Here is a 25999-nt window from a genome sequence, read left to right on the forward strand (position 1 = left end):
GGACCGAGTCACACTTGGCAAAACAAGAAAAACGTTTGTCCGCCGTCGGCCTGATCCCTATAATACGCGCGTCTCAATTCCCCCCCACTTCAACACTTGGTGAGAAAGGTCATATGGATATCTTGCGTGGTGCCCCCGCACTGTCTGAGTTTCGTGTCCAAAAACTGCTGCAACGCTTCGCGCAGATGAAACAGGAGAGAGGAGTAGAGATAGAGGATGTCTATGCCGAATATGTGCACTTCGCCGAGCTCTCGAGCCCGCTGTCGCCCCCGGAGCGAGCGACCTTGGGCCAGCTCCTGCGCTACGGCCCGACCATCCCCGAACACACCCCCAGCGGTCAGCTGTTTCTCGTTACCCCCCGCCCCGGCACTATCTCCCCCTGGTCTTCCAAAGCAACCGACATCGCCCACAACTGCGGCCTGAATCAGGTCAAGCGGCTCGAGCGCGGCATCGCCTATTACGTGCAGGCCAAGGGTGAGCTGAGCGCTGCCCAGCGCGCCGACGTGGCCGCCGTGCTGCACGACCGCATGATGGAGACGGTGTTTGGCGAGATGAACGAGGCCGCCGCCCTGTTTGCCCATCTGGAGCCGCGCCCCTTCACCCAGGTGGACGTGCTGGCCGGTGGCCGCGCCGCCCTGGCCGAGGCCAACGTGGCACTGGGTCTGGCGCTGGCCGACGACGAAATCGACTACCTGGTGGAGAACTTCAGCCGGCTGGGTCGCAATCCCAACGACATCGAGCTCTACATGTTTGCCCAGGCAAACTCCGAGCACTGCCGCCACAAGATCTTCAACGCCGACTGGACCATCGACGGTGAGCAACAGCCCAAGTCGCTGTTCAAGATGATCAAGAACACCTTCGAGCAGACGCCGGATCATGTCCTGTCTGCCTATAAAGACAACGCTGCGGTGATGGAAGGGAGCCAGGGTGGCCGCTTCTTCCCGAGCCCCGCCAACGGCGAATACCAGTACCACCAGGAGCAGGTCGACATCCTGATGAAGGTGGAGACCCACAACCACCCAACCGCCATCTCCCCCTTCCCGGGCGCCGCCACCGGCTCCGGCGGCGAAATCCGCGACGAGGGTGCGACAGGCCGTGGCGCCAAGCCCAAGGCGGGCCTGGTTGGTTTCTCCGTCTCCAACCTGCGCATCCCCGGTTTCGAGCAGCCCTGGGAGCAGGATTTCGGCAAGCCGAGCCGCATCGTCAGCGCCTTTGACATCATGCAGGAGGGGCCGCTTGGCGGCGCCGCCTTCAACAACGAGTTCGGCCGTCCGGCCATTCTCGGTTACTTCCGTACCTTCGAAGAGGAGGTACCGAGCCACAATGGCGTCGAGGTGCGTGGCTACCACAAACCCATCATGCTGGCGGGCGGCATCGGCAACATCCGCAGCGAGCACGTCCAGAAAGGGGAGATCCCGGTCGGGGCTGCCCTCATCGTGCTGGGCGGCCCGGCCATGAACATCGGTCTGGGCGGCGGCGCCGCATCCTCCATGGCCTCCGGTCAGTCGGCAGAAGATCTCGACTTTGCCTCGGTGCAGCGTGACAACCCCGAGATGGAGCGCCGCTGCCAGGAGGTGATCGATCGCTGCTGGCAGTTGGGGGACGACAACCCCATCGTCTTCATTCACGACGTGGGCGCCGGTGGCCTCTCCAACGCCATGCCTGAGCTGGTGAGCGACGGCGATCGCGGCGGTCGCTTCGATTTGCGTGCCATCCCGAACGACGAGCCGGGCATGAGCCCGCTGGAGATCTGGTGCAACGAATCCCAGGAGCGCTACGTACTGGCGGTGGCCAAAGAGAAGCTGCCGCTGTTCAAGGCGCTGTGCGAGCGTGAGCGTGCACCCTATGCCGTCATCGGCAGCGCCACCGAAGAGAAACACCTGACCCTCTCCGACCAGCACTTTGACAACCATCCCATCGATCTGCCGCTGGACGTGCTGCTGGGCAAGACCCCCAAGATGCACCGCGACGTAGCGAGTCTGCCGGCCCAGGGCAAGGCACTGCAACTGGATGGCATCACCCTCGGCGACGCCGCCGAGCGGGTATTGCGTCTGCCGACCGTGGCGGAGAAATCCTTCCTCATCACCATCGGCGATCGCAGCGTGACCGGTCTGGTCAACCGCGACCAGATGGTCGGCCCCTGGCAGATCCCGGTGGCCGATTGCGCCGTCACCGCCGCCACCTACGACAGCTACCACGGTGAAGCCATGTCCATGGGCGAGCGCACCCCGGTGGCGCTGCTCTCTCATGCGGCTTCCGCTCGTATGGCGGTAGCCGAGGCCCTGACCAACCTGGCGCCGGCCCACATCGGATCGCTCAAGCGGGTCAAGCTCTCCGCCAACTGGATGGCCGCAGCCGGTCACCCGGGCGAAGATGCCGGTCTCTACGAGGCGGTCAAGGCGGTGGGCGAGGAGCTCTGCCCGGCCCTTGGCATCACCATCCCGGTGGGCAAGGACTCCATGTCCATGAAGACCCGCTGGCAGCAGGATGGCAAGGAGCAAAGCGTCACCTCGCCGCTCTCCCTCTTGATCTCTGCCTTTGCCCGGGTCGAAGACGTGCGCAACACCGTCACCCCGCAACTGCGCAGCGATCTCGGTGAAACCGACCTTATCCTCATCGACCTTGGCAACGGCAAGCAGCGCCTCGGCGCCTCCGCCCTGGCCCAGGTCTATCGCCAGCTGGGCGACAAGGCGCCGGATCTGGACAACCCGATCCAGCTCAAGGGCTTCTTCAACGCCATCCAGGTGCTGGTGGCCGATCGCAAGCTGATTGCCTACCACGATCGCTCCGATGGTGGCCTCTTCGTCACCCTGGTGGAGATGGCCTTCGCCGGTCACTGCGGCCTCGACCTGCAACTGGATCGCATCGGCGGCGAGCTGTTGCCGGCCCTGTTCAACGAGGAGCTGGGGGCCGTCATCCAGGTGCGTCGTGAAGACAAGGAAGCGGTGATGACCCTGCTGGCCGGTCACGGTCTGGCGGCCTGCTCCCACGTGCTCGGCACGGTGCGCGAGGGGGATCTCATCACCCTGCAGCGGGCTGGTCAGGAGGTCTATCGCGCCAGCCGCACTGCCCTGCGTACCATCTGGGGCGAGACCAGCTGGCAGATGCAGCGTCTGCGCGACAACCCAGAGTGCGCGGATCAGGAGCATGCCGCCCGTCAGGACGCAGCCGATCCAGGCCTGCAGGCCAGGCTCAGCTACAACCCGACCGAGGACGTGGCGGCACCCTATATTGCCCGCGGGGTCTCCCCCCGTCTGGCGGTGCTGCGCGAGCAGGGGGTCAACTCCCACGTGGAGATGGCGGCGGCGTTTGACCGCGCCGGCTTCACCGCCGTCGACGTGCATATGAGCGATATCCTCGAAGGCCGTATCAAGCTGGAGCAGTTCCAGACCCTGGTGGCCTGCGGTGGCTTCTCCTACGGCGACGTGCTGGGGGCGGGCGAAGGCTGGGCCAAGTCCATCCTGTTCAACGAGGGGGCCCGCGAGCAGTTCCAGCGCTTCTTCGAGCGCGGCGATACGCTCTCCTTGGGTGTCTGCAACGGCTGTCAGATGATGTCCAACCTGCGCGAGCTGATCCCGGGCGCCGATCTCTGGCCGCGCTTCGTGCGCAACCGCTCCGAGCGCTTCGAGGCCCGCTTCAGCCTGGTGGAAGTACAGGACTCCCCGTCCGCCTTCTTCGCAGGCATGGCAGGCTCCATGATGCCGATCGCCGTATCTCACGGGGAAGGGCGAGTGGAGGTGCGTGATGCCGCTCACCTGGCGTCGTTGCAAGCCAGTGGCCTGGTGGGGCTGCGTTTTGTGGATAACCGCGGTCAGGTGACCGAGCAGTACCCGGCCAACCCGAACGGCTCGCCGGACGGCATCACCGCCGTGACCACCACGGATGGTCGCGCCACCATCATGATGCCGCACCCGGAGCGGGTGTTCCGCACCGTGGCCAACTCCTGGCACCCGGACAACTGGGGCGAGGATGGCGCCTGGATGCGGATGTTCCGCAATGCCCGGGTTCGTCTGGGCTAAGCCTGCGACGCAAACAAAAACCGGCCCTTGTGGCCGGTTTTTTTATGGCGACCTTCCCGCTAGGGGCGGCCGTGACCCAGTTCGTGGGGGATGAAGTCACCGCGATCGAGAATGCGCAGGCAGGCGTCCACGACGGCTTCATCCAGCCGGGTGCCGCGCAGCTGGATGATATGGGCCCTGGCCTGGGGAATGCCGAGGGCGGCGCGGTAGGGGCGATCGGAGGACATGGATTCCACGATGTCGGCCACCGTGAGGATGCGGGCCTCCAGCAGGATCTGCTCGCCCTTGAGCCCGGCCGGGTAGCCGGAGCCGTCGATGTACTCGTGGTGCTGGTGGATCATCTGGGCGATGGGCCAGGGCAGGGCGATGTCCTTGAGCACCTGATAACCGGCGCCCGGGTGCTCCTTGACCAGGTTGAACTCCTGGGGCGTGAGCCGCCCCGGCTTGGTGAGGATGTCGACCGGCACCTGGATCTTGCCGATGTCGTGCACCATGGCCCCCAGATAGAGTCCCCGCAACCGCTTCTCATCGAGCTGCAGCTCGCGACCGATGGCCAGCGCCAGGGTGGCGACGTGCTTCTGGTGGCCGGCGGTATAGGGATCGCGCTGCTCCAGCACGGCGGCAATGGCACCGAGGGCATCTTCCAGCGCCAGCTCCAGCTGACGGGCATGCAGCATCTTGTCGCGCTGGGCGGTGAGGTAGGCCTGCTGGGTGCTGCGGGCCTGCAGGCCATAGGCAAGGTAGTCCGCCAGTTGGCTGAAGAGGTGCACCTCCTCGTCGGTGAAGGGGCGGGCCTGCTCGCTGTGAATGAGCAGGCCGCCGTGCCCGCCGGTGTGCCACTGCAGCGGCAGCAGCAGGCGGGCGCGCAGGGTGGCCGAATGATGTACCAGCTCGCAGGGGAGCGCCTCGTTGCACGGCATCTCTGTGCTGATGGCCTGGTGCAGGGCGGGATCCCGGGTGAGCCACTCGTCGCTGGCAAACCAGGTTGCGTTGCCCGCCTGCGCCAGCACCTGCAGGGTGTGCTGGTCAGGTTTTTCCTGCAGCACGGTGACGAGGGGGAAACGGCCGTCGAAGGTGATGGCGTCGCAGATCTCCTGCAGCAGCGTCTGCTCGTCGTCCGGTCTGAGCATGGCGTGATGGGCGCGGCCGATGGCCTCCAGGGTCCAGGTGTACTGTTGCAGCCGTTCTTGCTGCTGCTTCTTCTCGGTGATGTCATCGAAGAAGACCCCGACGCCGACCACCTGGCCCAGCTCGTCGTGCAGGGGAAACTTGGTGGTGCTGAGCCAGCGGGCCTCACCTCCCTTGAGATAAGGCTCCTCGTGGCGCTGGGTGATGCCGCCGGCCATGACCCTGAGATCGTCGTCCCGATAGCGCTGGGCCAGCTCGGCCGGGAAGAAGTCGGCATCGCACTTGCCGGCCAGTTCGGCCGGGGTGAGGGCGAGATCGTCTGCCAGAAGCCGGTTGCAGGCGATGAAGAGGGAGCGGGTATCCTTGAGCAGCACCCGGTAGGGCAGCTGATCCATCACCTGACCAAGCAGGGCTGCCGTGGACAGCGGGGTAAAGGGCGGTGCGGGTCTTGAACTCATCGTCATCCAGCCTCGGTCAAAGGGGGGCGAAGCGGTAGCCAGCCTGCCAGACGGCGAAGCAGGCGCTGACTACCTGTTCGTCGTAGTGGACACCGGCATAGCGGGTCAGCTCGGCGAAGGCATCGGTGAAGGAGAGGGCCCGCCGAAACGGACGGTGGGCGGTCATGGCCGCCAGGGAGTCGGCCACCCGGATGATGCGCGCCTCCAGGCAGATGGCATCCCCCTGCAATCCCTGCGGATAGCCACTGCCGTCCATGTTCTCATGGTGCTGCTGCACTATGGTGGCGATGGGCCAGGGGAAGTCTATCTGCTGCAGAATTTCACAGCCCGCCTGCGGGTGCAGCTTGATGAGCTCGAACTCCACCTCCCGCAATTCGCGGGGGCGGGTGAGGATCTCCGCGGGGATCTGCAGCAGGCCGATGTTGTGCACCATGGCGGCGAGGCCCAGTCCATCCAGCCGATCCTGCGCGAGTTGCAGATGCTGGCCGATGGCCAGCGCCAGATCGTGCACGCGCCGCTCGTGGCCCGCGGTGCTGGGATCCTTGTGGGCGATGGCGGAGGAGAGCGCCGCTATGGTCTGGAACAGCAGGGTACGTTGCTGCTGCTCGCTCTCCTTGATGTGGGTGATGTCGACCAGCGCGCCTATGATGCCGGCCACCTCGCCCTGATGGTCGTAGAAGAGATCCTTGAAGTTGAGCACCTGATAGCGGCGGCCCTCCCGGTCAAACAGGGTGTGCTCGAAATATTGCGGCTGCCTGCTGCGCAGCACTTCCAGGTCGCGCTGGGTGTATTCGTCGGCCATCTCCGGGGGCAGGAGCTCGTCCACCCGCTTGCCCTGCAGCTCGGCCTTGCTGATGCCGGTGATCTGGGTGAAGGTCGGGTTGCAGCTGATGAAACGCCCCTCGACATCCTTGTAAAACACCGGAATGGGAATTGCCTTGAGCAGGGATTCGTTGAAGCGCTGCATGTCGACCAGCTCCGCCTGCTGGCGCAGCGCCAGCTGCTCGCTGTCCCGGCACAGCTGGATGGCGCGGGCCAGGTTGCCGAGGATGGGGCTGAACAGGTGACAGAGCCGCTCCCCCTGCTGCTCCGCATTGGGGGAGAGCAGCAGCATCAGGTAACCCCCCTCGATCCGCAGCCGGTAGGCAAAGGGGTAGGGGCGTGCAGCGGGCAGCGGCAGCGGGGCGTGCAGGATGCACTGCTCGCCGTCGCCGACCCAGTGGGGCAGCGCGAGCGGCTCCCCCTGATGGCTGACCAGCTGCTCATCCCCGATCGCCTTGATGATCTTGTACTCACCCTGTGGCAACTGCTGCAGCACCAGCCCGACCGGGCAGGCACAGTGAAACAGAAAACGCTGCAGCACCTTGGTCAACAGGGCGTCCAGAGTGACCTCGCGACCGATGCAGAGGGCAAGATCGCAGACGATGGCCATGGCGTGGTCGTTGTTCATCGCCGTCCCTCCCCGTTGCAGAGAATGGCTCCGTTGTGAAACAGCGGATACTCCCCTGGTCGCAGGCTGCCGATCTCGCCAAGGGAGAGGGCGCCCACCAGCTCGTGGGCACCGCTGTGGCTGAAGAGGGTTTTCAGCTCCAGCGTGCTCTGCTCGCCGAAGTGCTGCTGACGGCCGGCGCAGTAGTAGATCTCGAGGCGCTCGGGGGCGCCGTGCCGGCTCAGCTTTTCGGCCAGCTCGATGGCGTGGGCGGTCGGGCTCTGCGGCGCCTTGAGCAGGGTGAGGATGCTGTGATCCGGCACCTCCCCGACGCAGAGCAGGGCCCCCTCGTCGGTGACGGCGACCGGGATGCGCACGATGACGTCGCCGTTGGCCCGCAGCAGCCCGAGCGGCAGGTGGACGCCGTACTGGTAGAACTGATCCGGCGTCAAGCGCTGCTGGAACTGTTGCTGGACCAGGGACTGGTAGCGACTGAAGGCCGGCTCCCAGTCGATGAAGGCAATCTTGTTGCCCTCGCTGCTGGTGGCCAGCATGGGCTGGGCGGTGAGCTGATAGCCGTGCTCGAGCAGCGGGTAGCTGTGGTGGGGCAGCAGGGTGCAGCAGACTGCCTGCGCCAGCAATCTGTGGTTGTCGAACAGGCAGGGCATGGGGCGGAACTGGCCACTGCCGGCATTGACGCCGGCATAATTGACCCTGTCCGCGAGGTGCAGATAGATCCCCTCGAGGAGGGAGGCGATGTTGGGGATCATGGCATCAAAGGTCAGAAAGAGGGTCGGTACGCCTGCGGCCTCTGGCCACTGCGCAAGCTGGGGGAGCAGCGCATCGCAAAGGGTGCTGACTTGCAGGTCTGTGCAGGCGGCGGGATCGAGCGGGATGAGCAGGGGGGCGTGTGAGGCCGGGCGCGGCAGCAGCCAGGCACCGTGCTCATGAAAGCCGTGGCGGCTGATGAGGCGGGGAAAGAGTGCGCCGCTGAGCTGAATATCGAGCCGCCGGCACTGCTGCTGCAGCTCGGCCACGTGCCCGGCATCCTGCTCGGCCAGCAAGAGATCGAGCCGCTCCCCGCGATAGGGCTGCAGTGCATCGGCCAGTGGTTGCGCATCGAATGAAAGAAAAGCGGGCTGCATCATCCCTCGGAACTCCTTTCCTGCCAATGGCTAATATATCAGCAAGGCGGGCGAAGTGGATACCCGGTCGTGTCCGACAAGAGCTTATAAGCCGTTATAAAGGCAGATAAATTTGAGATGGCTGGTCAGGCATCCAGCTTTGGGCAGATAAAAAACCGGCCACTTGGGCCGGTTTTTTGGGGGAGTGAAATCAGCGCAGCACCACGTTCTGGAAGCCCTGTACCAGGCTGATGACCGGCTGGGGATAGAGACCCAGTGCCACCACCAGTGCGGCGGAGAGCAGCACCACCAGACCACCGGAGGTGATGGCCCAGTCCCCCTTGGCGTCGCGCAGCTGCATGCCGGGCTCGCGCAGGTAGAGGGTGACCATGACCCGCAGGTAGTAATAGAGACCCAGGGCACTGCCGAGCACGATGGCGCCGGAGAGCCACCACAGCTTGGCATCGACGGTCACCCCGATCAGGTAGAACTTGCCGATGAAGCCGAGCGTCATGGGGATACCGGCCAGCGAGAGCATCATCACGGTCAGCACGGCGGTCAGGTAGGGACGACGCCAGAACAGGCCGCGGTAGCTGTGCAGGGAGTCCGCATCCTTGCCGCGATAGGGGCTGGACATCATGCTGATGACGCCGAAGGCCCCCAGGCTGGTGAACAGATACATCAGCAGATAGACGCCGGCCGCTTCCACCGGCATCTGGCCGAGACGGCTCGCCACGATCACCGCCAGCAGGTAGCCGAAGTGGGAGATGGAGGAGTAACCCATCATCCGCTTGATGTTGGTCTGCAGCAGGGCCAGCAGGTTGCCGATGACGATGGAGACCACCGCCATGGCGGCCAGCAGCCAGTGGATCATGGGATCCGCGGCGGCGGGTACCGCCAGGTAGAAGCGCAGCAGCACGCAGAACACCGCGATCTTGCTGACGGTGGCGAGGAAGGTGGCCACCGGGGCCGGCGCCCCTTCGTACACGTCCGGGGTCCAGAGGTGGAACGGTGCCAGGGAGAGCTTGAAGGCAAAGCCGACCAGCATCAGACCCAGACCGCCCATCAGCAGCGGGTGGTGGGCCGGGGTGGTGGCCAGGGTCAGCCCCAGATCGCTGAAGCTGAGGCTCCCTGCCTGGGCATAGAGCAGCGCCATGCCGAACAGCAGGAAGGCGGTGGCGGCGGCGGAGAGCACCATGTACTTGATGCTGGCCTCCAGCGAGTGGCGCTCGCGATAGGCGTAGCCCACCAGACCGAACATCGGCAGGGTCAGCATCTCGATCCCGATGAACAGGGAGGCGAGGTGACGTGAGCCGGCCAGCACCAGGCCACCGGCGGTGGCGATCAGCAGCAGCAGGTAGAACTCTTCCCGGTTGTCCGGATAGCCCTTGAGCCAGGAGCGACCGAAGGTACAGGTGGCCAGGGCGCCGATGAGCACCAGGCCCATGTAGAAGACGGCGTAGCCATCGATCAGCAGCAGCGGGGTGACCCCCTGATCGCCTTGCGCCATCACGATGGGCAGGGAGAAGAGCGCGAGGTTGAGGCCGGCGATGGTGACCACGAAGGCGGTGTCATCGCACCGTTTCCAGGCGATGGCCAGCATCAGGGCCACCATGGCCCCGGTTGTCAGCAACAGGGGCAGCAGGGCCAGCAGTTGCGAAGCGGTGAAGGTCATTGCAGTGCTCCTGTAAGGGACAAGGAAGGCAACAGGGCCAGCGGTTTAACAGCGGTCACTCTCATTGCAATGCTCCTGCGAAGGGCAGGGCGTACCAGTGCAGCACGCTCAGCAGGCTGTTGCCCGCGGTGTCGAGCACCGGTTGGGGATAGACACCGAGCAGCACCAAAAGACCGGCGATGGTCATCATCATCACCAGCTCGCGGCTGTCGAGCCCCTTGAGCACGCTCTCGTCCTTGGGGGTACCGAAGCAGGCGCGCTGCAGCATGATGAGGGAGTAGACCGAGGCCAGTACCAGCCCGAAGGTGGCGATGATGGTGAGCACGGGGGCAACCTGGAAGCTGCCGATGAGGATCAGGAACTCGCCGACGAAGTTGCCGGTGCCCGGCATCCCCAGAGAGGCGACCGAGAAGAACAGCATCACGCCGGGCAGGTAGCGCAGCCGGCCCCACAGCCCGCCCATCAGGCGCAGGTCCCGGGTGTGCAGACGCTCGTAGAGCTGACCGCACAGGATGAAGAGGCCGGCGGCGGAGAGACCGTGGGCGATCATCTGTACCACGGCGCCCTGCAGGGCCAGCTCGCTGCCCGAATAGATGGCGATCATCACGAAGCCCATGTGGGAGATGCTGGTGTAGGCCACCAGCCGTTTGATGTCGGTCTGGGCGAACGCCACGATGGCGCCGTAGACGATGCCGATGAGGCCCAGCACCATGGCGTAGGGGGCAAATTCGGCGGACGCCTCGGGGAAGAGCGGCAAGGCGAAGCGCAGCAGACCGTAGGCGGCGGTTTTGAGCAGGATCCCCGCCAAGTCAACGGAACCCGCGGTCGGCGCCTGGCTGTGGGCATCCGGCAGCCAGCCGTGCAGCGGCACCAGCGGCATCTTGACCGCGAAGGCGATGAAGAAGCCCAGCATCAGCAGCCACTGCACCCCCTCGCTCATGGGGGTGTTCAACAAGTCCTGATAGTTGAAGGTGAACACGCCGGTGGCGGCGTGGTGAGTCAGCACCAGGCCCAGGATGGCGACCAGCATGATGAGGCCGCTGACCTGGGTGTAGATGAAGAACTTGGTGGCGGCGTTGATCCGGGATTTGCCGTCGGTGACCGAGTGGCCCCACAGCGCAATCAGGAAGTACATGGGCACCAGCATCATCTCCCAGAAGAAGAAGAAGAGGAACAGGTCCAGCGCCATGAAGACGCCGAGCACGCCACCCAAAATCCACAGCAGGTTGAGGTGGAAGAAGCCGATGCGCTGCACGATTTCCTTCCAGGAACAGAGGATGGCCAGCACGCCGATGAAGCAGGTGAGGATCACCATCAGCAGCGACAAGCCATCCACCGCCAGGTGCAGTGAGATTCCGAAGCGGGGGATCCAGGGCAGTTGCAGTTCGGCGGCCCAGACGGGTACGCCGCCCTGGGCTGACAGGGTGAAATCGCCGCTCCACCAGATGGCGCAGGAGAGCAGCAGGCAGGCGCTCATCGACAGCAGGGCGACCCAGCGTACGAAGTACTCGCCGAATCGCTCGGTCTGCCAACAGAGCAGACCGCCGATGAAGGGTATTAACAAGATCCAGAGTAAGGTCACGATATCAGCTCTCGTCTATGTTCTAGTCACTGTGCAGGCCCGTGGGCTTGCTGCGAGTTCAGGGGCTGCATCACGGGATCAGCCGAGCAGCAGCAGGGCCAGGATCAGGGCGGCGCCCATCCCCATGGAGGCTGCATACCAGCGCAACTTGCCGGAAACGGTCCAGGCCAGCAGCTGGTGGCCGCTCTGGGCCAGCCAGGCCGGCAGGTTCATCATCCAGTCCAGCGGATCCTTGCCGAGCAACCGGGTCGCCAGCAGATACGGCTTGACCCACAGCTGATCGTAAAGCCAGTCAAAGCCCCAGGCATTGAACCAGAGAGTGCTGAGCAACTTGCCCGGCGCGCTGTTGGCTATGCTGCTGGCCAGGCGGCGCTCGCCCAGGAACAGGAAGGCTGCCAGGGCGATGCCGGCGATGGCGATGACGGCGGAGGTGATCTCCAACGCGTGGCGCCCCTCTTCGATGTGATCCCCCGGACCCGTCGGCAGTACCCCCGCCAGCGGCGGCACTATCAGGGCGCCGATGCCGGTGGAGAGCACCAGCAGCACCAGCAGCGGCAGCTGGTGGGCCAGACCGTGACCGGCGTGAGCCTCGGTCTTCGCCTTGCCGTGGAAGGCGATGAAGATGAGGCGGAAGGTGTAGAGGGAGGTGAGGAAGGCACCGCCAAGGCCAGCCCACAGCAGGGCGCTCTGGCCGCTGGCCTGCACCTGCCACAGGATGGCGTCTTTACTGTAGAAACCGGCGGTCACCAGCGGCAGCGCAGCCAGGGCCGAGCCCCCGACCAGGAAGCAGGCATAGACCAGCGGCAGGCTCTTGCACAGGCCCCCCATCTTGAAGATGTTCTGCTCGTGGTGAGTCGCGACGATCACGGCACCGGCGGAGAGGAACAACAGCGCCTTGAAGAAGGCGTGGGTCATCAGGTGGAAGATGGCCCCTTCCCAGGCGCCAACGCCGAGGGCCAGGAACATGTAGCCGATCTGGCTCATGGTGGAGTAGGCCAGGATCCGTTTGATGTCGGTTTGCACCAGGGCCGCAAAGCCCGCCAGCACCAGGGTAATGGCCCCGACCAGCGCCACCAGATGCAGGATCTCGGGGGCCAGCAGGAACAGGCCGTGGGTACGGGCGATGAGATAGACACCGGCGGTCACCATGGTGGCCGCGTGGATCAGTGCCGAGACCGGGGTCGGGCCCGCCATGGCATCCGCCAGCCAGGTCTGCAGCGGCAGCTGGGCCGATTTGCCGACGGCGCCGCCGAGCAGCATCAGGCAGGCCAGCGACAGGGCGGGGGAGCCTTCGGCAAACAGGGTGGGGGCGCGCACCAGCAGCTCATGGATGTTGAGAGTGCCGAGCTCGCGATAGAGGATGAACAGGCCGATGGCGAGGAAGACGTCGCCGACCCGGGTCACCACGAACGCCTTGAGGGCGGCGGCGCCGTTGTTGCGATCCTTGTAGTAGAAGCCGATCAGCAGGTAGCTGCACAGACCCACCCCTTCCCAGCCCAGATAGACGAACAGCAGGTCATCGGCCAGCACCAGGAACAGCATGCTGGCGATGAAGAGGTTGGTGTAGGTGAAGAAGCGCGAATAGCCCTCTTCACCGCGCATGTACCAGGATGCGAACAGGTGGATGAAGAAGCCCACCCCGGTCACCACGCCCAGCATGGTCAGCGACAGGCCGTCCAGTGCCAGGCGGAAGCTGGGGCTGAAGCTGCCCACCGAGATCCACTGCCACAGGGTCTGGGTATAGACGCCGCCCGCCGGCATGGTGTTGAGAAAATCAATGCCGACCCACAGGGTAGTGAGGGCCGACAACCCTATGCTGCCGACGCCGATGAGCGCCGAGGTGCGCTCGCCGAAACGACCGAGGGAGAAGGCCAGCACCAGCCATCCCAGCATCGGAAACAGAAAAGTCAGGTATAGGAGGCTCATCCGCGCATCTCGCTCACAGTGTCCACGTTGAGGGTGTGGTAACGACGATAGAGCAGCAGTAACAGGGCGAGGCCGATACTGGCCTCCGCTGCCGCCAGAGAAATCACCAGTATGTACATGATCTGGCCATCAGCCTGGGCCCAGCGGCTGCCAGCCACCACGAATGCCAGTGCCGAGGCGTTCATCATGATCTCGATACTCATGAGGATAAACAGCAAGTTGCGACGTATCAGCAGGCCGCACAGGCCGATGCAGAACAGCACGGCAGCCAGCAGCAGGCCGTGTTCCATCGGGATTCCGTTCATCATTGACCTCCTTCTTGAGACGGATGTGCCGAGGCTTTTGGCACGGAGAGCACTTCCCCGCTCTTGTCTTCACGGCCCAGGTGATAGGCGGTCACCAGACCGGCCAGCAGCAGGATGGAGGCGAGCTCCACCGCCAGCACGTAAGGACCGAACAGGGCGATGCCGACCGCTTTGGCACTGACGTCGGTCAGACCGAGTTCACCGCCGGTGACCCCGAGAATGCCGTAGGCCAGAAAACCCAGCAGAATGAGCGAAAGCAGGCCCGGGCCCACCCAAGTGGTGGGAGTGAGCCAGTGCTTCTCCTGATCCTGGGCCGAGCCCAGGTTCAGCATCATCACCACGAACACGAACAGCACCATGATGGCGCCCGCGTAGACGATCACCTGCAGGGCGCCTGCGAAGGCGGCGCCCAGACAGAAGAAGATCATGGCCACGGCGATGAGGGAGACGATGAGATTGAGCAGCGCGTGCATCGGATTGCTGGTGCTGATCACCCGCAGCGTGCTGTAAATGGCGACCAGGGCCGCGGCATAGAATGCCAGTTCCATGATTGACTCCTCAGGGCAGCAGGCTCTTGACATCGATGGGCTTGGCTTCGTTTTCGGCATCCCCTTTCGGCTTGCCGTCGATGGCCATCCCGCTCATGCGATAGAAGTTGTAGTCCGGGTACTTGCCGGGGCCGCTTATCAGCAGATCTTCCTTCTCGTACACCAGGTCCTGTCGGCGGTACTCGCCCATCTCGAAATCCGGCGTCAGCTGGATGGCGGTGGTGGGGCAGGCCTCTTCGCACAGGCCGCAGAAGATGCAGCGGGAGAAGTTGATGCGAAAGAACTCAGGGTACCAGCGACCATCTTCCCGCTCGGATTTTTGCAGCGAGATGCAGCCGACCGGGCAGGCCACCGCACACAGGTTGCAGGCCACGCAGCGCTCGTCGCCGTCCGGATCGCGGGTCAGCACGATGCGGCCGCGATAGCGGGGGGCCGCATAGACGGCCTGCTCCGGGTAGTTGAGGGTCTCGCGGGGGCGCCAGGCATGGGAGAACACCATGCCCAGGCTGCGTAACTGGGTGCCGACACCCTTGATGATGTTAATAATTTTCATAGTCGTGCCTCACTGCACATTCATCAGCACCACAGCCCGTACCGGCTGCATCCCGAACGGGATGCAGGGCGGCGGGCAAGCAGACGTTCCAGCCAAACGGCATCACAATTTTTCTGTCCATCGGGGCCTCACTGCGCATTCATCAGCACCACGGCGCCGGTGACCAGCATGTTGAGCAGGGTCAGCGGCAGGCAGACTTTCCAGCCAAACGACATCACCTGGTCAAAGCGCGGGCGGGGCAGAGAGGCCCGCAGCAGGATGAAGAACACCATGAAGCAGGCGGTCTTCAGGGCAAACCAGATGAAGGGCGGCAGCCAGGGGCCGTGCCAGCCACCGAAGAACAGGGTCACGATGAGGGAGGAGACCAGCACGATGCCGATGTACTCGCCCACGAAGAACAGGCCCCACTTCATGCCCGCATACTCGATGTGATAACCGTCGGCGAGCTCCTGCTCGGCTTCCGGCTGGTCAAACGGATGGCGGTGGGTGACGGCGACGCCAGCAAACAGGAAGGTGATGAAGCCCAGGAACTGGGGGATGATGTTCCACAGTCCTGCCTGCGCTTCCACGATATCCCGCAGGTTGAAGCTGCCGGTCTGGATGACGATGCCCATCAAGGAGAGGCCGAGGAACACCTCGTAGGAGAGGGTCTGGGCCGAGGCGCGCAGGCTGCCGAGCAGGGAGTACTTGTTGTTGCTCGACCAGCCGGCGAACAGCACGGCATAGACCGCCAGCCCCGCGATGGCCAGGATGTAGAGCAGCCCCACGTTGAGATCCGCCACGCCCCAGGTGGGGGTGATCGGCACCACCGCAAACGCCAGAATGAAGGCGGTAAAGGCGATGATGGGGGCCAGCACGAAGATCCGCCGATCGGCGAAGGGCGGGATCCAGTCCTCCTTGAAGAACATCTTGATCATGTCGGCCGCCAGCTGCAGCAGGCCGAAGGGGCCTACCCGGTTGGGGCCGTAACGATCCTGCCACAGCGCCAGCAGACGGCGCTCGATGAAGCTCATGAAGGCACCGGCCCCCACGATCCCCACCAGCACGATCAATGCCTTGCCGATCTCCAGCAACAGATCGATCAGAGAGTCGCTCATGCGATGGCCTCCTGCAGGTTGGCGAGATATTGCTGATGCAGGGCGGTCGGCAGACCGTTGACACCAAGCGGCAGACCCACCAGACCGGCGCTCAGATGCTCGCTCAGTCGCAGGGTCAGCCGCCAGTGGTGGCCACCCCAAGAGAAGGCGACCTGGCTGCCGGCATTAAGGGAGAGACGGTTGGCGTCGGCCGGGTTCAGCACCAGTACGGGCTCGCTCATGCGGGCCTGGATGACCGGGCTTCTGGCAGAGAGCTCTTCGCCACCAAACAGCTGGTCATAGTTCACCACCTGCAGCGCCTCTTTGGCGCTGAACGGGGCGGGAATGGTGTCGAACCAGCCGAGGCTCTCCTCGTCCGCTTCCAGCAGACGGCGGCCGGGATCCCCGGCGCGCAGGTTGCCACCCACTTCATCCTGGAACTTGTTCCAGGCGGACGGGGAGTTCCAGCCCGGTGCCCAGGCGAACGGCACCTGTTGCAGCGGCTGGCGGGCACCGGCGTAGCCTTCCATGGAGAAGTTGAAGGGCGAGTCGGGATCCTGGGCGACTCTCGGCTCACTCACGTTCTGATCCGCCAGCATGGAGGTGCGGCCACTGTAGCGGTGCGGCTCGCGGGCGAGCTTCATGCCGCGGATGCGCAGACCGGCGTTGGGAGCGGCCTCACGCATGCTGGTCAGCAGCGGAGCGCTGGCGGCGCAGGCACTGCTCACCTCGTCGAAGGTGTTCCAGCGCAGCGGTTTGCGATCCAGCGCCCCTTGCAGGGCGGCCAGCCAGCGCCAGCTCTCGCGCACCTGGATGTCGGCGTCGTAGAAGGCGGGGGCATAGACCTGGAAGAAACGCTGGGCGCGACCTTCCATGTTGATGAGGGTACCGTCGCCCTCGGCGAAGCTGGCGGCAGGCAGTACCAGATTCGCCTTCTGGGCGGTGCCGGTGTCCTGATGGTCGACCACCAGCAGGTGCTGCAGGCGGTCGATGGCGGCATCGACGCGGCTGCGCGGTGCGCGGCGGTAGAGATCGTTCTCGAGCATCACCAGCGCGAGCTTCTCTTTTGTTTCGATGCGCTCGAGGGCGGCTTCCAGCGGGGCGGCATTGCCGGCCAGCATGGCCAGCCCCAAGCTGTTGGTCTCCTGGGCTACCAGAGCGAGCTCCACGGCCTGGCCACGGCCCTTGAGGGCACGGGCGATGTTGCTGGCCGCCTCGAGCAGCGCCTGGCTGCGGGCACCGGTGCCGGCGATGATGAGCGGCTTTTTGGCGTTGCCGAGCAGCGCGGCCCAGCTGGCGGCCAGGGCCTGCTGCTCGGGGGCGAGATCGGTCAGGGCAGGGGCGCTGCCATCAAGCAGATGGGCGATGGCAAAGCCGAGGCGTGCCTGATCCGCGTGGGGGGCGTGCAGGGTGCCGCTCGCCACGTCGTCCAGTCGGGTGGTGTCGAGACTGGTGATGAGCAGCGGGTAGCGCTCGTTCTGGGCCAGGGTCTGCACCGCGGCGACCTGCCACAGATCCACCTTCAGCTTGCGGGCGATTTCACGGCCCTTGCCCTTGACTGCCTGACGCAGGGCCAGGGCGATGCGGGCGGCGGTCTGGGTGACATCCTCGCCGAGCACCAGCACGGCATCGGCCTCTTCCATGTCACGCAGGCTGGGGGTGCGCACACCACCGTGCTGCAGGATCTGCAGCATCTTCTGCAGGCATTCCCATTCGCTTTGCTCGACGCCGCTGTAGAAGTTGGCGGCACCCACCAGTTCGCGCAGGGCGAAGTTGCTCTCAAGCGACGCCCGCGGCGAGCCGATGCCGATGACGCCGGCGGCGGTGCGCAGGGCATCGGCGGCCCGGTTCAGGGCACCATCCACCGTGATGGCCAGCTTGTCATTGCCATCCTGCAGCAGGGGCTGGCGCGGGCGGTCGGTCAGATTGACGTGGCCGTAGCCGAAGCGGCCGCGGTCGCACAGGAAGTAGTGGTTCAGAGCGCCGTGATAGCGGTTTTCGATGCGGCGCAGTTCGCCATAACGCTCACCTGGGCTGATGTTGCAGCCGACCGAGCACCCTTGGCAGATGCTGGGGGCGAACTGCATGTCCCACTTGCGGTTGTAGCGCTCGGAGTGGGTCTTGTCGGTGAACACGCCGGTGGGGCAGACCTCCACCAGGTTGCCGGAGAACTCGCTCTCCAGGGTGCCATCCTCGACCCGGCCGAAGTAGACGTTGTCGTGGGCGCCGTAGACCCCGAGATCCTCGCCACCGGCGTAATCCTTGTAGTAGCGCACGCAGCGATAGCAGGCGATGCAGCGGTTCATCTCGTGGTTGATGAAGGGGCCCAGATCCTGATTCTGGTGGGTGCGTTTGGTGAAGCGGTAACGGCGGCTGTTGTGGCCGGTCATCACCGTCATGTCCTGCAGGTGGCAGGCGCCACCCTCTTCACACACCGGGCAGTCGTGGGGGTGGTTGGTCATCTGCCACTCCACCACCGTCTTGCGGAACTCTTTCGCCTCTTCATCCTCGATGGAGATATAGGTGCCATCGGTGGAGGGGGTCATGCAGGACATGACCAAGCGGCCGCGCTTGTCGTCGGCATTCTGATACTGCTTCACCGCACACTGGCGGCAGGCGCCGACGCTACCGAGCGCCGGGTGCCAGCAAAAATAGGGGACGTCCAGCCCAAGGGAGAGACAGGTTTGCAGCAGGTTATCTGCCCCGTCTACCTCGAACTCTTTACCGTCTACATGAATGGTGGCCATACAACTTCCCTGACTTCAATGAGATAAATTCTGTGGCTCGCGCCGGTTCTGCGGGCGCACTGGGCGCCTTACCAGCGCTCGCCCAGCAGATTGGGCTGGATACCCTTGAGCTGCTTGTGACTATCCTGCGGCGCCTTGACGCCGGCCTCGAATTCGGAGCGGAAATACTTCATCGCACTGCCCAGCGGCTCGATGGCGCCAGGGGCATGGGCGCAGAAGGTCTTGCCCGGGCCGAGGAAGCTGACCAGCTGTTCCAGGGTGGCGAGATCCCCTGGCTGACCCTCGCCCCGCTCCAGCGCGCGCAGCAGCTTGACGCTCCAGGGCAGGCCGTCGCGGCAGGGGGTGCACCAGCCGCAGGACTCGCGGGCGAAGAACTCTTCCATGTTGCGCAGCAGGGAGACCATGTTGATGCTGTCATCCACCGCCATGGCAAGGCCCGTGCCCATCCGGGTGCCGACCTTGCCGATGCCGCCGGCATACATCTGGGCATCCAGGTGTTCGGGCAGCAGGAAGCCGGTACCGGCCCCACCCGGTTGCCAGGCTTTCAGGCGATAGCCGGGCTTCATGCCGCCGGCGTAGTTCTCGAACAGCTCGCGGGCGGTGATGCCGAATGGCAGTTCCCACAGGCCGGGGTTGTTGACCTTGCCGGAGAAGCCCATCAGCTTGGTGCCGTGATCTTCCGAACCCGGCAGCGCCAGCCCCTGATACCAGGCCACACCGTTGCCGATGATGGCGGGCACGTTGCACAGGGTCTCTACGTTGTTGACACAGGTGGGCTTGCCCCAGACGCCGGAAACGGCGGGGAAGGGGGGCTTGGCGCGCGGGTTGGCGCGCCGCCCTTCCAGGGAGTTGATGAGCGCCGTCTCTTCGCCGCAGATGTAACGGCCGGCGCCGGTGTGGACGAACAGCTCGAAGTCAAAGCCCGAGCCCAGGATGTTCTTGCCAAGGAGCCCAGCGGCCTTGGCCTCTTCTACCGCACGGCGCAGGTTGGTGGCGGCATCTACATACTCGCCGCGCAGGAAGATGTAACCACGGTAGGCCTTGAGGGCCTTGGCCGAGATGATCATCCCCTCTATCAGCAGGTGGGGCAGTTGCTCCATCAACAGCCGATCCTTGTAGGTGTTCGGCTCCATCTCGTCGGCGTTGCAGAGCAGGTAACGGATGTTCATGCTCTCGTCTTTGGGCATCAGGCCCCACTTCACACCGGTGGAGAAGCCGGCGCCGCCGCGGCCCTTGAGGCCGGCATCCTTGACGGTGCCGACGATTTCATCAGGGCTCATCTGGCCCAGCGCCTTGCGGGCCGCATCGTAACCCTGCTTGCTCTGGTATTCATCCAGCCAGACCGGCTGGCCGTCGTCGCGCAGCCGCCAGGTGAGGGGATGGGTCTCGGCGGCGCGGGCGATGCGGTTGGCGGTACCAAGGGATGCCAGACTCATGGGTAAGCCTCCAGGGTCTTGAGCAGGCTGACGGCGTCGAGCCCACCGTAGGTGTCATCGTCGATCATCAGCGCCGGCCCCTTGTCGCAGTTGCCGAGGCAGCAGACCGGCAGCAGGGTGAAGCGGCCGTCGGCGGAGGTCTGGCCGGGGGCCAGGTTCATCACCTCTTTCAGGCCGGCCAGCAGTTGCTCGTGGCCGTTGATGTAGCAGACCATGCTGTCGCAGACGCGGATGATGTGGCGACCGACCGGCTGGCGGAAGATCTGGCTGTAGAAGGTGGCGACCCCCTCCACGTCGCTGGCGGGGATACCGAGCTCGGCGGCGATGGCGTGGATGGCACCGTCAGGAACCCAGCCGCGGGCCTGCTGCACTATCTTGAGCGCTTCGATACTGGCGGCACGGGGATCTTCGTAGTGGTGTTTCTCATGCTCGATGGCATCGCGTTCTGCCTGGCTCAGGATGAAATCGTTCCCCTTGCCCTGGCATGAACTCTGTCCCTGCGGGGACGGATTGTGTTGGCACTGACATTGCTGGCTCATGGCATAACCTTTTGTGGCTTGTTCTTGTTGTCGTGTAACGGCGCTTGGTAACAGCCGTTACTCAACGGTCCACATCCGACATAACGAAATCGATACTGCCCAGATAGACGATGAGGTCCGACACCATCTGGCCACGGATCACCGAGGGGATCTGTTGCAGGTGAGCAAAGCTCGGGGTGCGGATCCGGGTCCGGTAGCTCATGGTGGAGCCATCGCTGGTCAGGTAATAACTGTTGATCCCCTTGGTCGCCTCGATCATCTGGAAGGACTCGGCGGCCGGCATGACCGGGCCCCACGACACTTGCAGGAAGTGGGTGATCAGGGTCTCGATGTCCTGCAGGGTGCGCTCTTTGGGCGGCGGCGTGGTGAGCGGGTGATCCGCCTTGAACGGCCCCTCCGGCATGTTCTTCATGCACTGCTCTATGATGCGCATGCTCTGGCGCATCTCCTCGATGCGCACCAGGGCGCGATCGTAGGCATCGCCGTTGGCACCGACCGGTACCTCGAATTCGAACTGATCGTAGCCGGAGTAGGGGCGCCACTTGCGCACGTCGAAGTTGAGGCCGGTGGCGCGCAGACCACCGCCCGTGGTGCCCCAGGCCAGCGCCTGTTCGGTGGTGTAGGCGGCGACGCCGATGGTGCGGCCACGCAGTATGCTGTTGCGCATGGCGGCCTTCTCATAGTCCATCAGCCGCTTGGGCAGCCAGCTCAGCAGGTTGTCCTGCACCAGTCGCTGCCAGCCGACGGGCAGATCGTGGGCCACGCCGCCGATGCGGAACCAGGCCGGGTGCATGCGGGCGCCAGTGATGGCTTCGATGATGGTGTAAATCCGCTGCCGGTCGGTGAAGGTGAAGAAGACCGGGGTCATGGCGCCCACGTCCTGGATATAGGTACCGATGAACAGCAGGTGACTCTGGATGCGGAACAGCTCAGCCAGCATCACCCGGATCATGTCGACCCGCTGTGGCACCTTGATGCCGGCCAGCTTCTCGACCGCCAGCACGTAGGGCAGGTTGTTCATCACCCCGCCCAGGTACTCGACCCGGTCGGTGTAGGGGATGTAGCTGTGCCAGGACTGGCGCTCGCCCATCTTCTCGGCACCGCGGTGGTGATAGCCGATATCGGGCACGCAGTCGCGGATCTCCTCGCCATCGAGCTGCAGTACCAGGCGGAAGGCGCCGTGGGCGGAGGGGTGGTTGGGACCCAGGTTCAAGAACATGTAGTCCTCGTTCTCGTTGCCGCGACTCATGCCCCACTCTTCCGGCTTGAACATCAGGTTGCCCTGCTCCATGTCCTGCTTGGCGGCATCGAGCATGAAGGGATCAAATTCGGTGGCCCGCGCCGGATAATCCTTGCGCAGCGGGTGACCCTGCCAGCTCTTGGGCATCATGATGCGGGTCAGGTGCGGGTGACCGTCGAAGTTGATGCCCATCAGATCCCACACTTCCCGTTCATACCAGTTGGCGTTGGGGAAGTGGCGGCTGACGGTGGGCAGCGTCAGATCCCCCTCCTTGAGCGGCACCTTCAACATCAGGTCGGCGTTGCGATCGATGGAAATGAGGTGATAGAAGACGGTGAAGTCGCTGTCGGGCAGGTCGTGACGATGGCTGCGCATCCGCTCGTCGGTGGCGCTCAAGTCAAACAGCATCACGAACGGGGAGGGGAGCTTTTTAAGGAACCCCATCACATCCAGCAGCAGCTCGCGGGAGAGCCAGACCACCGGCACGCCGGTGCGGGTATTCTGGATGGTGAAGCGTTCGGCACCGAAATGGGCAAACAGCTCGCCGACTACCTGAGCGTCTTTGTGATCACTCGGTTGCCACTGGGCCATGGCGTAGTTGCTGGGAAATTCTCGAGTCAGTTTCATGGTCAGATCTCATCCGGCGTGCGCAGGTTGGTGACGTTGATCCGCTCGCCACGCTTGCGGTCCTTCTCGGCAGGCATCTGGGGGCGATAGATGCCCTGATCGCCCACCACCCAGGAGAGCGGACGGCGCTCCTTGCCGATGGAGTCCTGCAGCAGCATCAAGGCCTGCAGGAATGCCTCGGGACGGGGCGGACAGCCCGGAATGTAGACGTCGACCGGCAGGAACTTGTCGACGCCCTGAACGACCGAGTAGATGTCATACATGCCGCCCGAGTTGGCGCAGGCCCCCATGGAGATGACCCACTTGGGCTCGAGCAGCTGTTCGTACAGGCGCTGGATGACCGGGGCCATCTTGATGAAGGGGGTGCCGGCGATCACCATGAAATCGGCCTGGCGCGGTGAGGCCCGAATGACTTCGGCACCGAAGCGGGCCACGTCGTGAGGGGAGGTGAAGGCGGTACACATCTCTACGTAGCAGCAGGAGATGCCGAAGTTGTAGGGCCAGAGGGAGTTCTTGCGGCCCCAGTTGACCGTGTCCTGCAGCACCTCTTCGAGGCGCCCGATCATGATGCCGCGTGAGGCCTCTTGAGCCAGGGGATCCTCGACGATCTGGCGCTGTTCCTGGGGGTAGCGCTCAACCGGCGCATCCGGGTCAATCCGGGTCAGGGTGTACTTCATGGTGCAACCTCAAAGGGATAATCAGTAATTCAGTCTGGCTTCTTGTCGGTCAGGACGCGTTTTTTCGGTGCCCAGTCGAGGGCGCCGATGCGCCACAGGTAGATGAGTCCTACCAGCAGCAAGGAGATGAAGATGGTGGCCTCGATGAAGCCGACCCAGCCGCTCTCCCGAACGGAGACGGACCAGGCAAAGAGATAGAGCGCTTCCACGTCGAAGATGACGAAGAACATGGCAACCAGATAGAACTTGGCGGAGAAGCGCAGACGGGCATTGCCCACGGAGTCTACGCCTGATTCGAAGGGCTTGTTTTTGGCTCGGCCGTAGGCGCGGCCTCCCAGCAGGGCTGCCAGGCCGATCATGATCAGGCAGATACAGATGGCCCCAACTACATAGACAGCAAAAGCCCAATGCTGGACAGCAATATCAGCAAACATAGGAGTTTTCCCTAACCAAATTAATCACGAGACTTAACAAGGATGTTACGTATTATGCCACTTCGATACTGATTTACATGTCATTTCAGGGGATTAATTATTAATCAGCGGGAGGAAAATCGTATTTTGCAAGCGGGGTCAATGTTCCTATTTGAGAATCATTTTCACTCGCCTTTGTGATGGGGGGAAAATCGTGGGGCAGTTTGAAAAATAAACTAATCGAGAAAAACGAGACCCCGCCGGGCGGGGTCTGCTGGATCAGGGTTTGAGGACGGGGAGGGACTCTTCGGCGGCCTTGCCCTGGGAGAGGGTGATCTCGACCCGACGGTTGGCCTGCCGGTGTTCCGGGGTGTCGTTGGGATAGCGGGGCTGGGCATCGGCCACCCCTTGGGCGATGATCCGGGAGGCATCGAGCTTGGGGTTGGTGAGCAGGGTGTGCACGATGGAAGCCGAGCGCAGCACCGACAGTTCCCAGTTGCTGCGATAGAGCTCCACCGGCGCCTGGGTGTTGTCGGTGTGACCTGTGACCACCACCTTGCCCGGGATATCCGCCAGAATACCGGAGATCTTGTTGACCAGCGGAATGAACTGGGGCTGCAGGAAGGCGGAATCGGCCGGGAACAGTGCCTTTTCACCGATGCGGATCACCAGCTGGCTGCCGAGCTGCTCTACCTCCAGATCCTTGGATTCGATCTGTGCCTTGAGCTGCTGCTCCAGCTTCTTCTTGGTGACCTGCACCCACTCCTGCTCCTGGGTCTTGTGAGGCCAGGACTCCGTCGCGCTCGGCTTCTCAGAGGCGCCTATGGTCTCGTTGAAGGGATCCGAAGCTGCCGTGGGGGCATCTTTCTCCAGCACCGTCTCCTTCTCGGGGCTGCTCGGGGTGGTCTTGGATTCCGGCTCAAGAATGCCGGTCCCCCCTTGCATGACCGGTGAACCCGCAGGCGGGGAGATCAGGCCTATTTTACCCAGCGACTCGATGAAGCCCTGGATCAGCACCCGGGTTTCAGACTGCTTGGCCATCGCGAAGGAGTAGAGCACCACGAACAGGGCGAACAGCAGGGTCATGAAGTCGGCATAGGAGACCAGCCAGCGTTCGTGGTTCTCCGGCGCCTCAGCCTTTTTCTTTTTTGCCACCGTGGCCTCCTAAGTAGGGTTCGAGGGTGACTTGCAGACGTTGTTGGGATTCGCCGTCCACGATGCAGAGGATGCCGGTGAGGGTCATCTCCTTGTAGTGGCGGATCTGGTGGGCAAAGGCCTTGTAGCGGTTGCCGAAGGGCAGGAAGATGAGGTTGGCGGCCGATACCCCGTAGATGGTGGCGATGAAGGCCACCGCAATGGCGCCCCCCAGCTTGTCCGGGGCATCCAGCAGGCCCATGGCGTGAATGAGGCCAAATACCGCCCCCACGATCCCCATGGTCGGGCAATAACCCCCCATGGCCTCATAAAACTTGACGGTCTGCTCGAGATCTTCCTGCTCGAACTCGATCTCGTTCTCCAGCACCTCGTGGATCTTGGTCTTCTCGTAGCCGTCGACCATCATCTGCACCCCCTTTTGCAGGAAGGGATCCTTGATGTCGTCGATCATCCCTTCCAGGGCTAGCATGCCGCTGCGCCTGGCGTTGCCCGCCAGGTTCTCCAGCAGTTCGGCCTGCTCCTGCATGTCGAGTTTGAGAGGGGTCAGCAACCACTTGAAACGCTTGAGGGTGCTGCCGACGACGGAGAAGGGGAACTGGGTCAGAGCGGCACCGACAGTACCACCGATCACTATGAGGAAGGCGGGCAGATCGAGCAGGGCGCTGGGGTGGCCGCCCTCGATCATGTTGCCGCCCAGAATGGCGATCAATGCCAGGACCAGGCCGATTAAGCTCATTTATTACGCATCCCTGAAGATTGATAATGGCTAGTGTAGCTACTTAAGTATCAGTTTTTCAAAATGATATCCAATCGCTGAGCAATAACGTGCGCCAGCGTCAGCTGCCGCCCGGGAGAGGTGTTTTCCGGCTGGAAAGGGGGGAGCCACCAAGGTGGACGTTGCTGCCAGCAGAGGGAAATTGGCGGCGCTGTAGCCTTGCGTTTGAGGCGCTTGGCTGCAGAGGCGAGCTGGCGGCGGAATGTCACTATCAGCCATCAGGTTGGCCGTTCAAATGGGTGGTGAGATCGGTACGCCATGGGGCGGGTCATAGCCAGCAGGACTGCCTGGAGGATAGATAGAGGCTGCCGGCCTGCTCGACGCTGGGTGAGAGGGCCGCTTTCGTCAGAGTCTGAAAGCAAAAAACCGACCATCAGGTCGGTTCTTTAAATTTGGCGGTGAGGGAGGGATGATTCGCCACTGCGTGGCTCACCCCTTCGGGGCGGCCTGCGGCCGTTCATCGTAGCAAGCTGCTCTGCTCGAACCCGGCGAGGGTTCTCACCCTCCCTCTTCGAGATGAGCTGATAATTCTTCCCCAAAGCAAAAAACCGACCATCAGGTCGGTTT

At 63.7% G+C, this 25999-nt stretch carries 19 protein-coding genes and 1 other RNA gene; 1 reads left to right on the plus strand and 19 read right to left on the minus strand.

The genetic code is table 11. The annotated features are described in order from the left end of the window. The first annotated feature begins 113 nt into the window (after nucleotides 1-113). Nucleotides 114-4019, plus strand: coding sequence for a phosphoribosylformylglycinamidine synthase (purL, locus tag PG897_RS02180; protein WP_024941379.1), 3906 nt, complete (start codon nucleotides 114-116; stop codon nucleotides 4017-4019). 59 nt (nucleotides 4020-4078) lie between these two features. On the opposite strand, the gene PG897_RS02185 is transcribed toward purL, so the two are convergent. From PG897_RS02185 to PG897_RS02275, 19 genes are all read right to left on the minus strand, one after another. Next, nucleotides 4079-5605 (minus strand): HD domain-containing phosphohydrolase, encoded by a 1527-nt coding sequence (locus tag PG897_RS02185; RefSeq protein ID WP_024941380.1) that lies wholly within the window; start codon nucleotides 5603-5605, stop codon nucleotides 4079-4081. Nucleotides 5606-5621: 16 nt separating this feature from the next. Continuing rightward, nucleotides 5622-7055 (minus strand): HD domain-containing phosphohydrolase, encoded by a 1434-nt coding sequence (locus PG897_RS02190; RefSeq protein ID WP_024941381.1) that lies wholly within the window; start codon nucleotides 7053-7055, stop codon nucleotides 5622-5624. Then, the gene (locus PG897_RS02195; protein WP_024941382.1) at nucleotides 7052-8182 is read right to left on the minus strand and encodes an FIST signal transduction protein; all 1131 of its coding nucleotides are present in this window, start codon (nucleotides 8180-8182) and stop codon (nucleotides 7052-7054) included. Before PG897_RS02195 ends, PG897_RS02190 begins: the two co-directional genes overlap by 4 nt. A 187-nt stretch (nucleotides 8183-8369) precedes the next feature. Further along, a complete protein-coding gene (gene nuoN, locus PG897_RS02200; RefSeq protein WP_024941383.1) occupies nucleotides 8370-9833 on the minus strand; it encodes an NADH-quinone oxidoreductase subunit NuoN in 1464 nt (487 codons plus the stop codon). A gap of 61 nt (nucleotides 9834-9894) precedes the next feature. Continuing rightward, entirely contained in the window at nucleotides 9895-11415 is a 1521-nt protein-coding gene (gene nuoM / locus PG897_RS02205; RefSeq protein ID WP_024941384.1) for an NADH-quinone oxidoreductase subunit M, read from the minus strand. Between the two features lie 78 nt (nucleotides 11416-11493). Continuing rightward, nucleotides 11494-13341, minus strand: a complete 1848-nt coding sequence (gene nuoL / locus PG897_RS02210) for an NADH-quinone oxidoreductase subunit L (protein WP_201885053.1) — start codon at nucleotides 13339-13341, stop codon at nucleotides 11494-11496. Continuing rightward, entirely contained in the window at nucleotides 13338-13646 is a 309-nt protein-coding gene (gene nuoK / locus PG897_RS02215) for an NADH-quinone oxidoreductase subunit NuoK (RefSeq protein WP_005299823.1), read from the minus strand. Before nuoK ends, nuoL begins: the two co-directional genes overlap by 4 nt. Further along, nucleotides 13646-14194, minus strand: coding sequence for an NADH-quinone oxidoreductase subunit J (gene nuoJ, locus PG897_RS02220; protein ID WP_024941386.1), 549 nt, complete (start codon nucleotides 14192-14194; stop codon nucleotides 13646-13648). Before nuoJ ends, nuoK begins: the two co-directional genes overlap by 1 nt. A 10-nt stretch (nucleotides 14195-14204) precedes the next feature. After that, nucleotides 14205-14747: an NADH-quinone oxidoreductase subunit NuoI gene (gene nuoI, locus PG897_RS02225; protein WP_005299827.1), complete on the minus strand. Its 543-nt coding sequence runs from the start codon at nucleotides 14745-14747 to the stop codon at nucleotides 14205-14207. Between the two features lie 128 nt (nucleotides 14748-14875). Continuing rightward, nucleotides 14876-15844 carry an NADH-quinone oxidoreductase subunit NuoH gene (gene nuoH, locus PG897_RS02230; protein WP_024941387.1) on the minus strand — a complete coding sequence of 323 codons (969 nt, stop codon included), beginning with the start codon at nucleotides 15842-15844 and terminating at the stop codon, nucleotides 14876-14878. Further along, nucleotides 15841-18570: an NADH-quinone oxidoreductase subunit NuoG gene (gene nuoG / locus PG897_RS02235; protein ID WP_024941388.1), complete on the minus strand. Its 2730-nt coding sequence runs from the start codon at nucleotides 18568-18570 to the stop codon at nucleotides 15841-15843. The genes nuoH and nuoG overlap by 4 nt, the downstream gene beginning before the upstream one ends. Before the next feature lie 68 nt (nucleotides 18571-18638). Continuing rightward, complete coding sequence (nuoF, locus tag PG897_RS02240) at nucleotides 18639-20006, minus strand: NADH-quinone oxidoreductase subunit NuoF (RefSeq protein WP_024941389.1); 1368 nt, start codon at nucleotides 20004-20006, stop codon at nucleotides 18639-18641. Beyond that, nucleotides 20003-20545: an NADH-quinone oxidoreductase subunit NuoE gene (gene nuoE, locus PG897_RS02245; RefSeq protein WP_024941390.1), complete on the minus strand. Its 543-nt coding sequence runs from the start codon at nucleotides 20543-20545 to the stop codon at nucleotides 20003-20005. Before nuoE ends, nuoF begins: the two co-directional genes overlap by 4 nt. Nucleotides 20546-20606: 61 nt before the next feature. Then, a complete protein-coding gene (nuoC, locus tag PG897_RS02250) occupies nucleotides 20607-22412 on the minus strand; it encodes an NADH-quinone oxidoreductase subunit C/D (protein WP_010634272.1) in 1806 nt (601 codons plus the stop codon). Between the two features lie 2 nt (nucleotides 22413-22414). Beyond that, entirely contained in the window at nucleotides 22415-23089 is a 675-nt protein-coding gene (locus PG897_RS02255) for a NuoB/complex I 20 kDa subunit family protein (RefSeq protein WP_024941392.1), read from the minus strand. A gap of 29 nt (nucleotides 23090-23118) precedes the next feature. Beyond that, a complete protein-coding gene (locus PG897_RS02260; protein WP_005299842.1) occupies nucleotides 23119-23523 on the minus strand; it encodes an NADH-quinone oxidoreductase subunit A in 405 nt (134 codons plus the stop codon). Between the two features lie 258 nt (nucleotides 23524-23781). After that, on the minus strand, nucleotides 23782-24657 hold the full coding sequence (locus PG897_RS02265; protein WP_024941393.1) for a flagellar motor protein MotB: 876 nt from the start codon (nucleotides 24655-24657) through the stop codon (nucleotides 23782-23784). Further along, nucleotides 24635-25393 carry a flagellar motor protein gene (locus tag PG897_RS02270; protein ID WP_005299846.1) on the minus strand — a complete coding sequence of 253 codons (759 nt, stop codon included), beginning with the start codon at nucleotides 25391-25393 and terminating at the stop codon, nucleotides 24635-24637. Before PG897_RS02270 ends, PG897_RS02265 begins: the two co-directional genes overlap by 23 nt. 432 nt (nucleotides 25394-25825) lie before the next feature. Next, a non-coding RNA gene (locus tag PG897_RS02275) (RtT sRNA) lies at nucleotides 25826-25954 on the minus strand. Between the last annotated feature and the right edge of the window lie 45 nt (nucleotides 25955-25999).

Source organism: Aeromonas sp. QDB20 (assembly GCF_027707805.1).
Taxonomy (GTDB): Bacteria; Pseudomonadota; Gammaproteobacteria; order Enterobacterales; family Aeromonadaceae; genus Aeromonas; species Aeromonas dhakensis.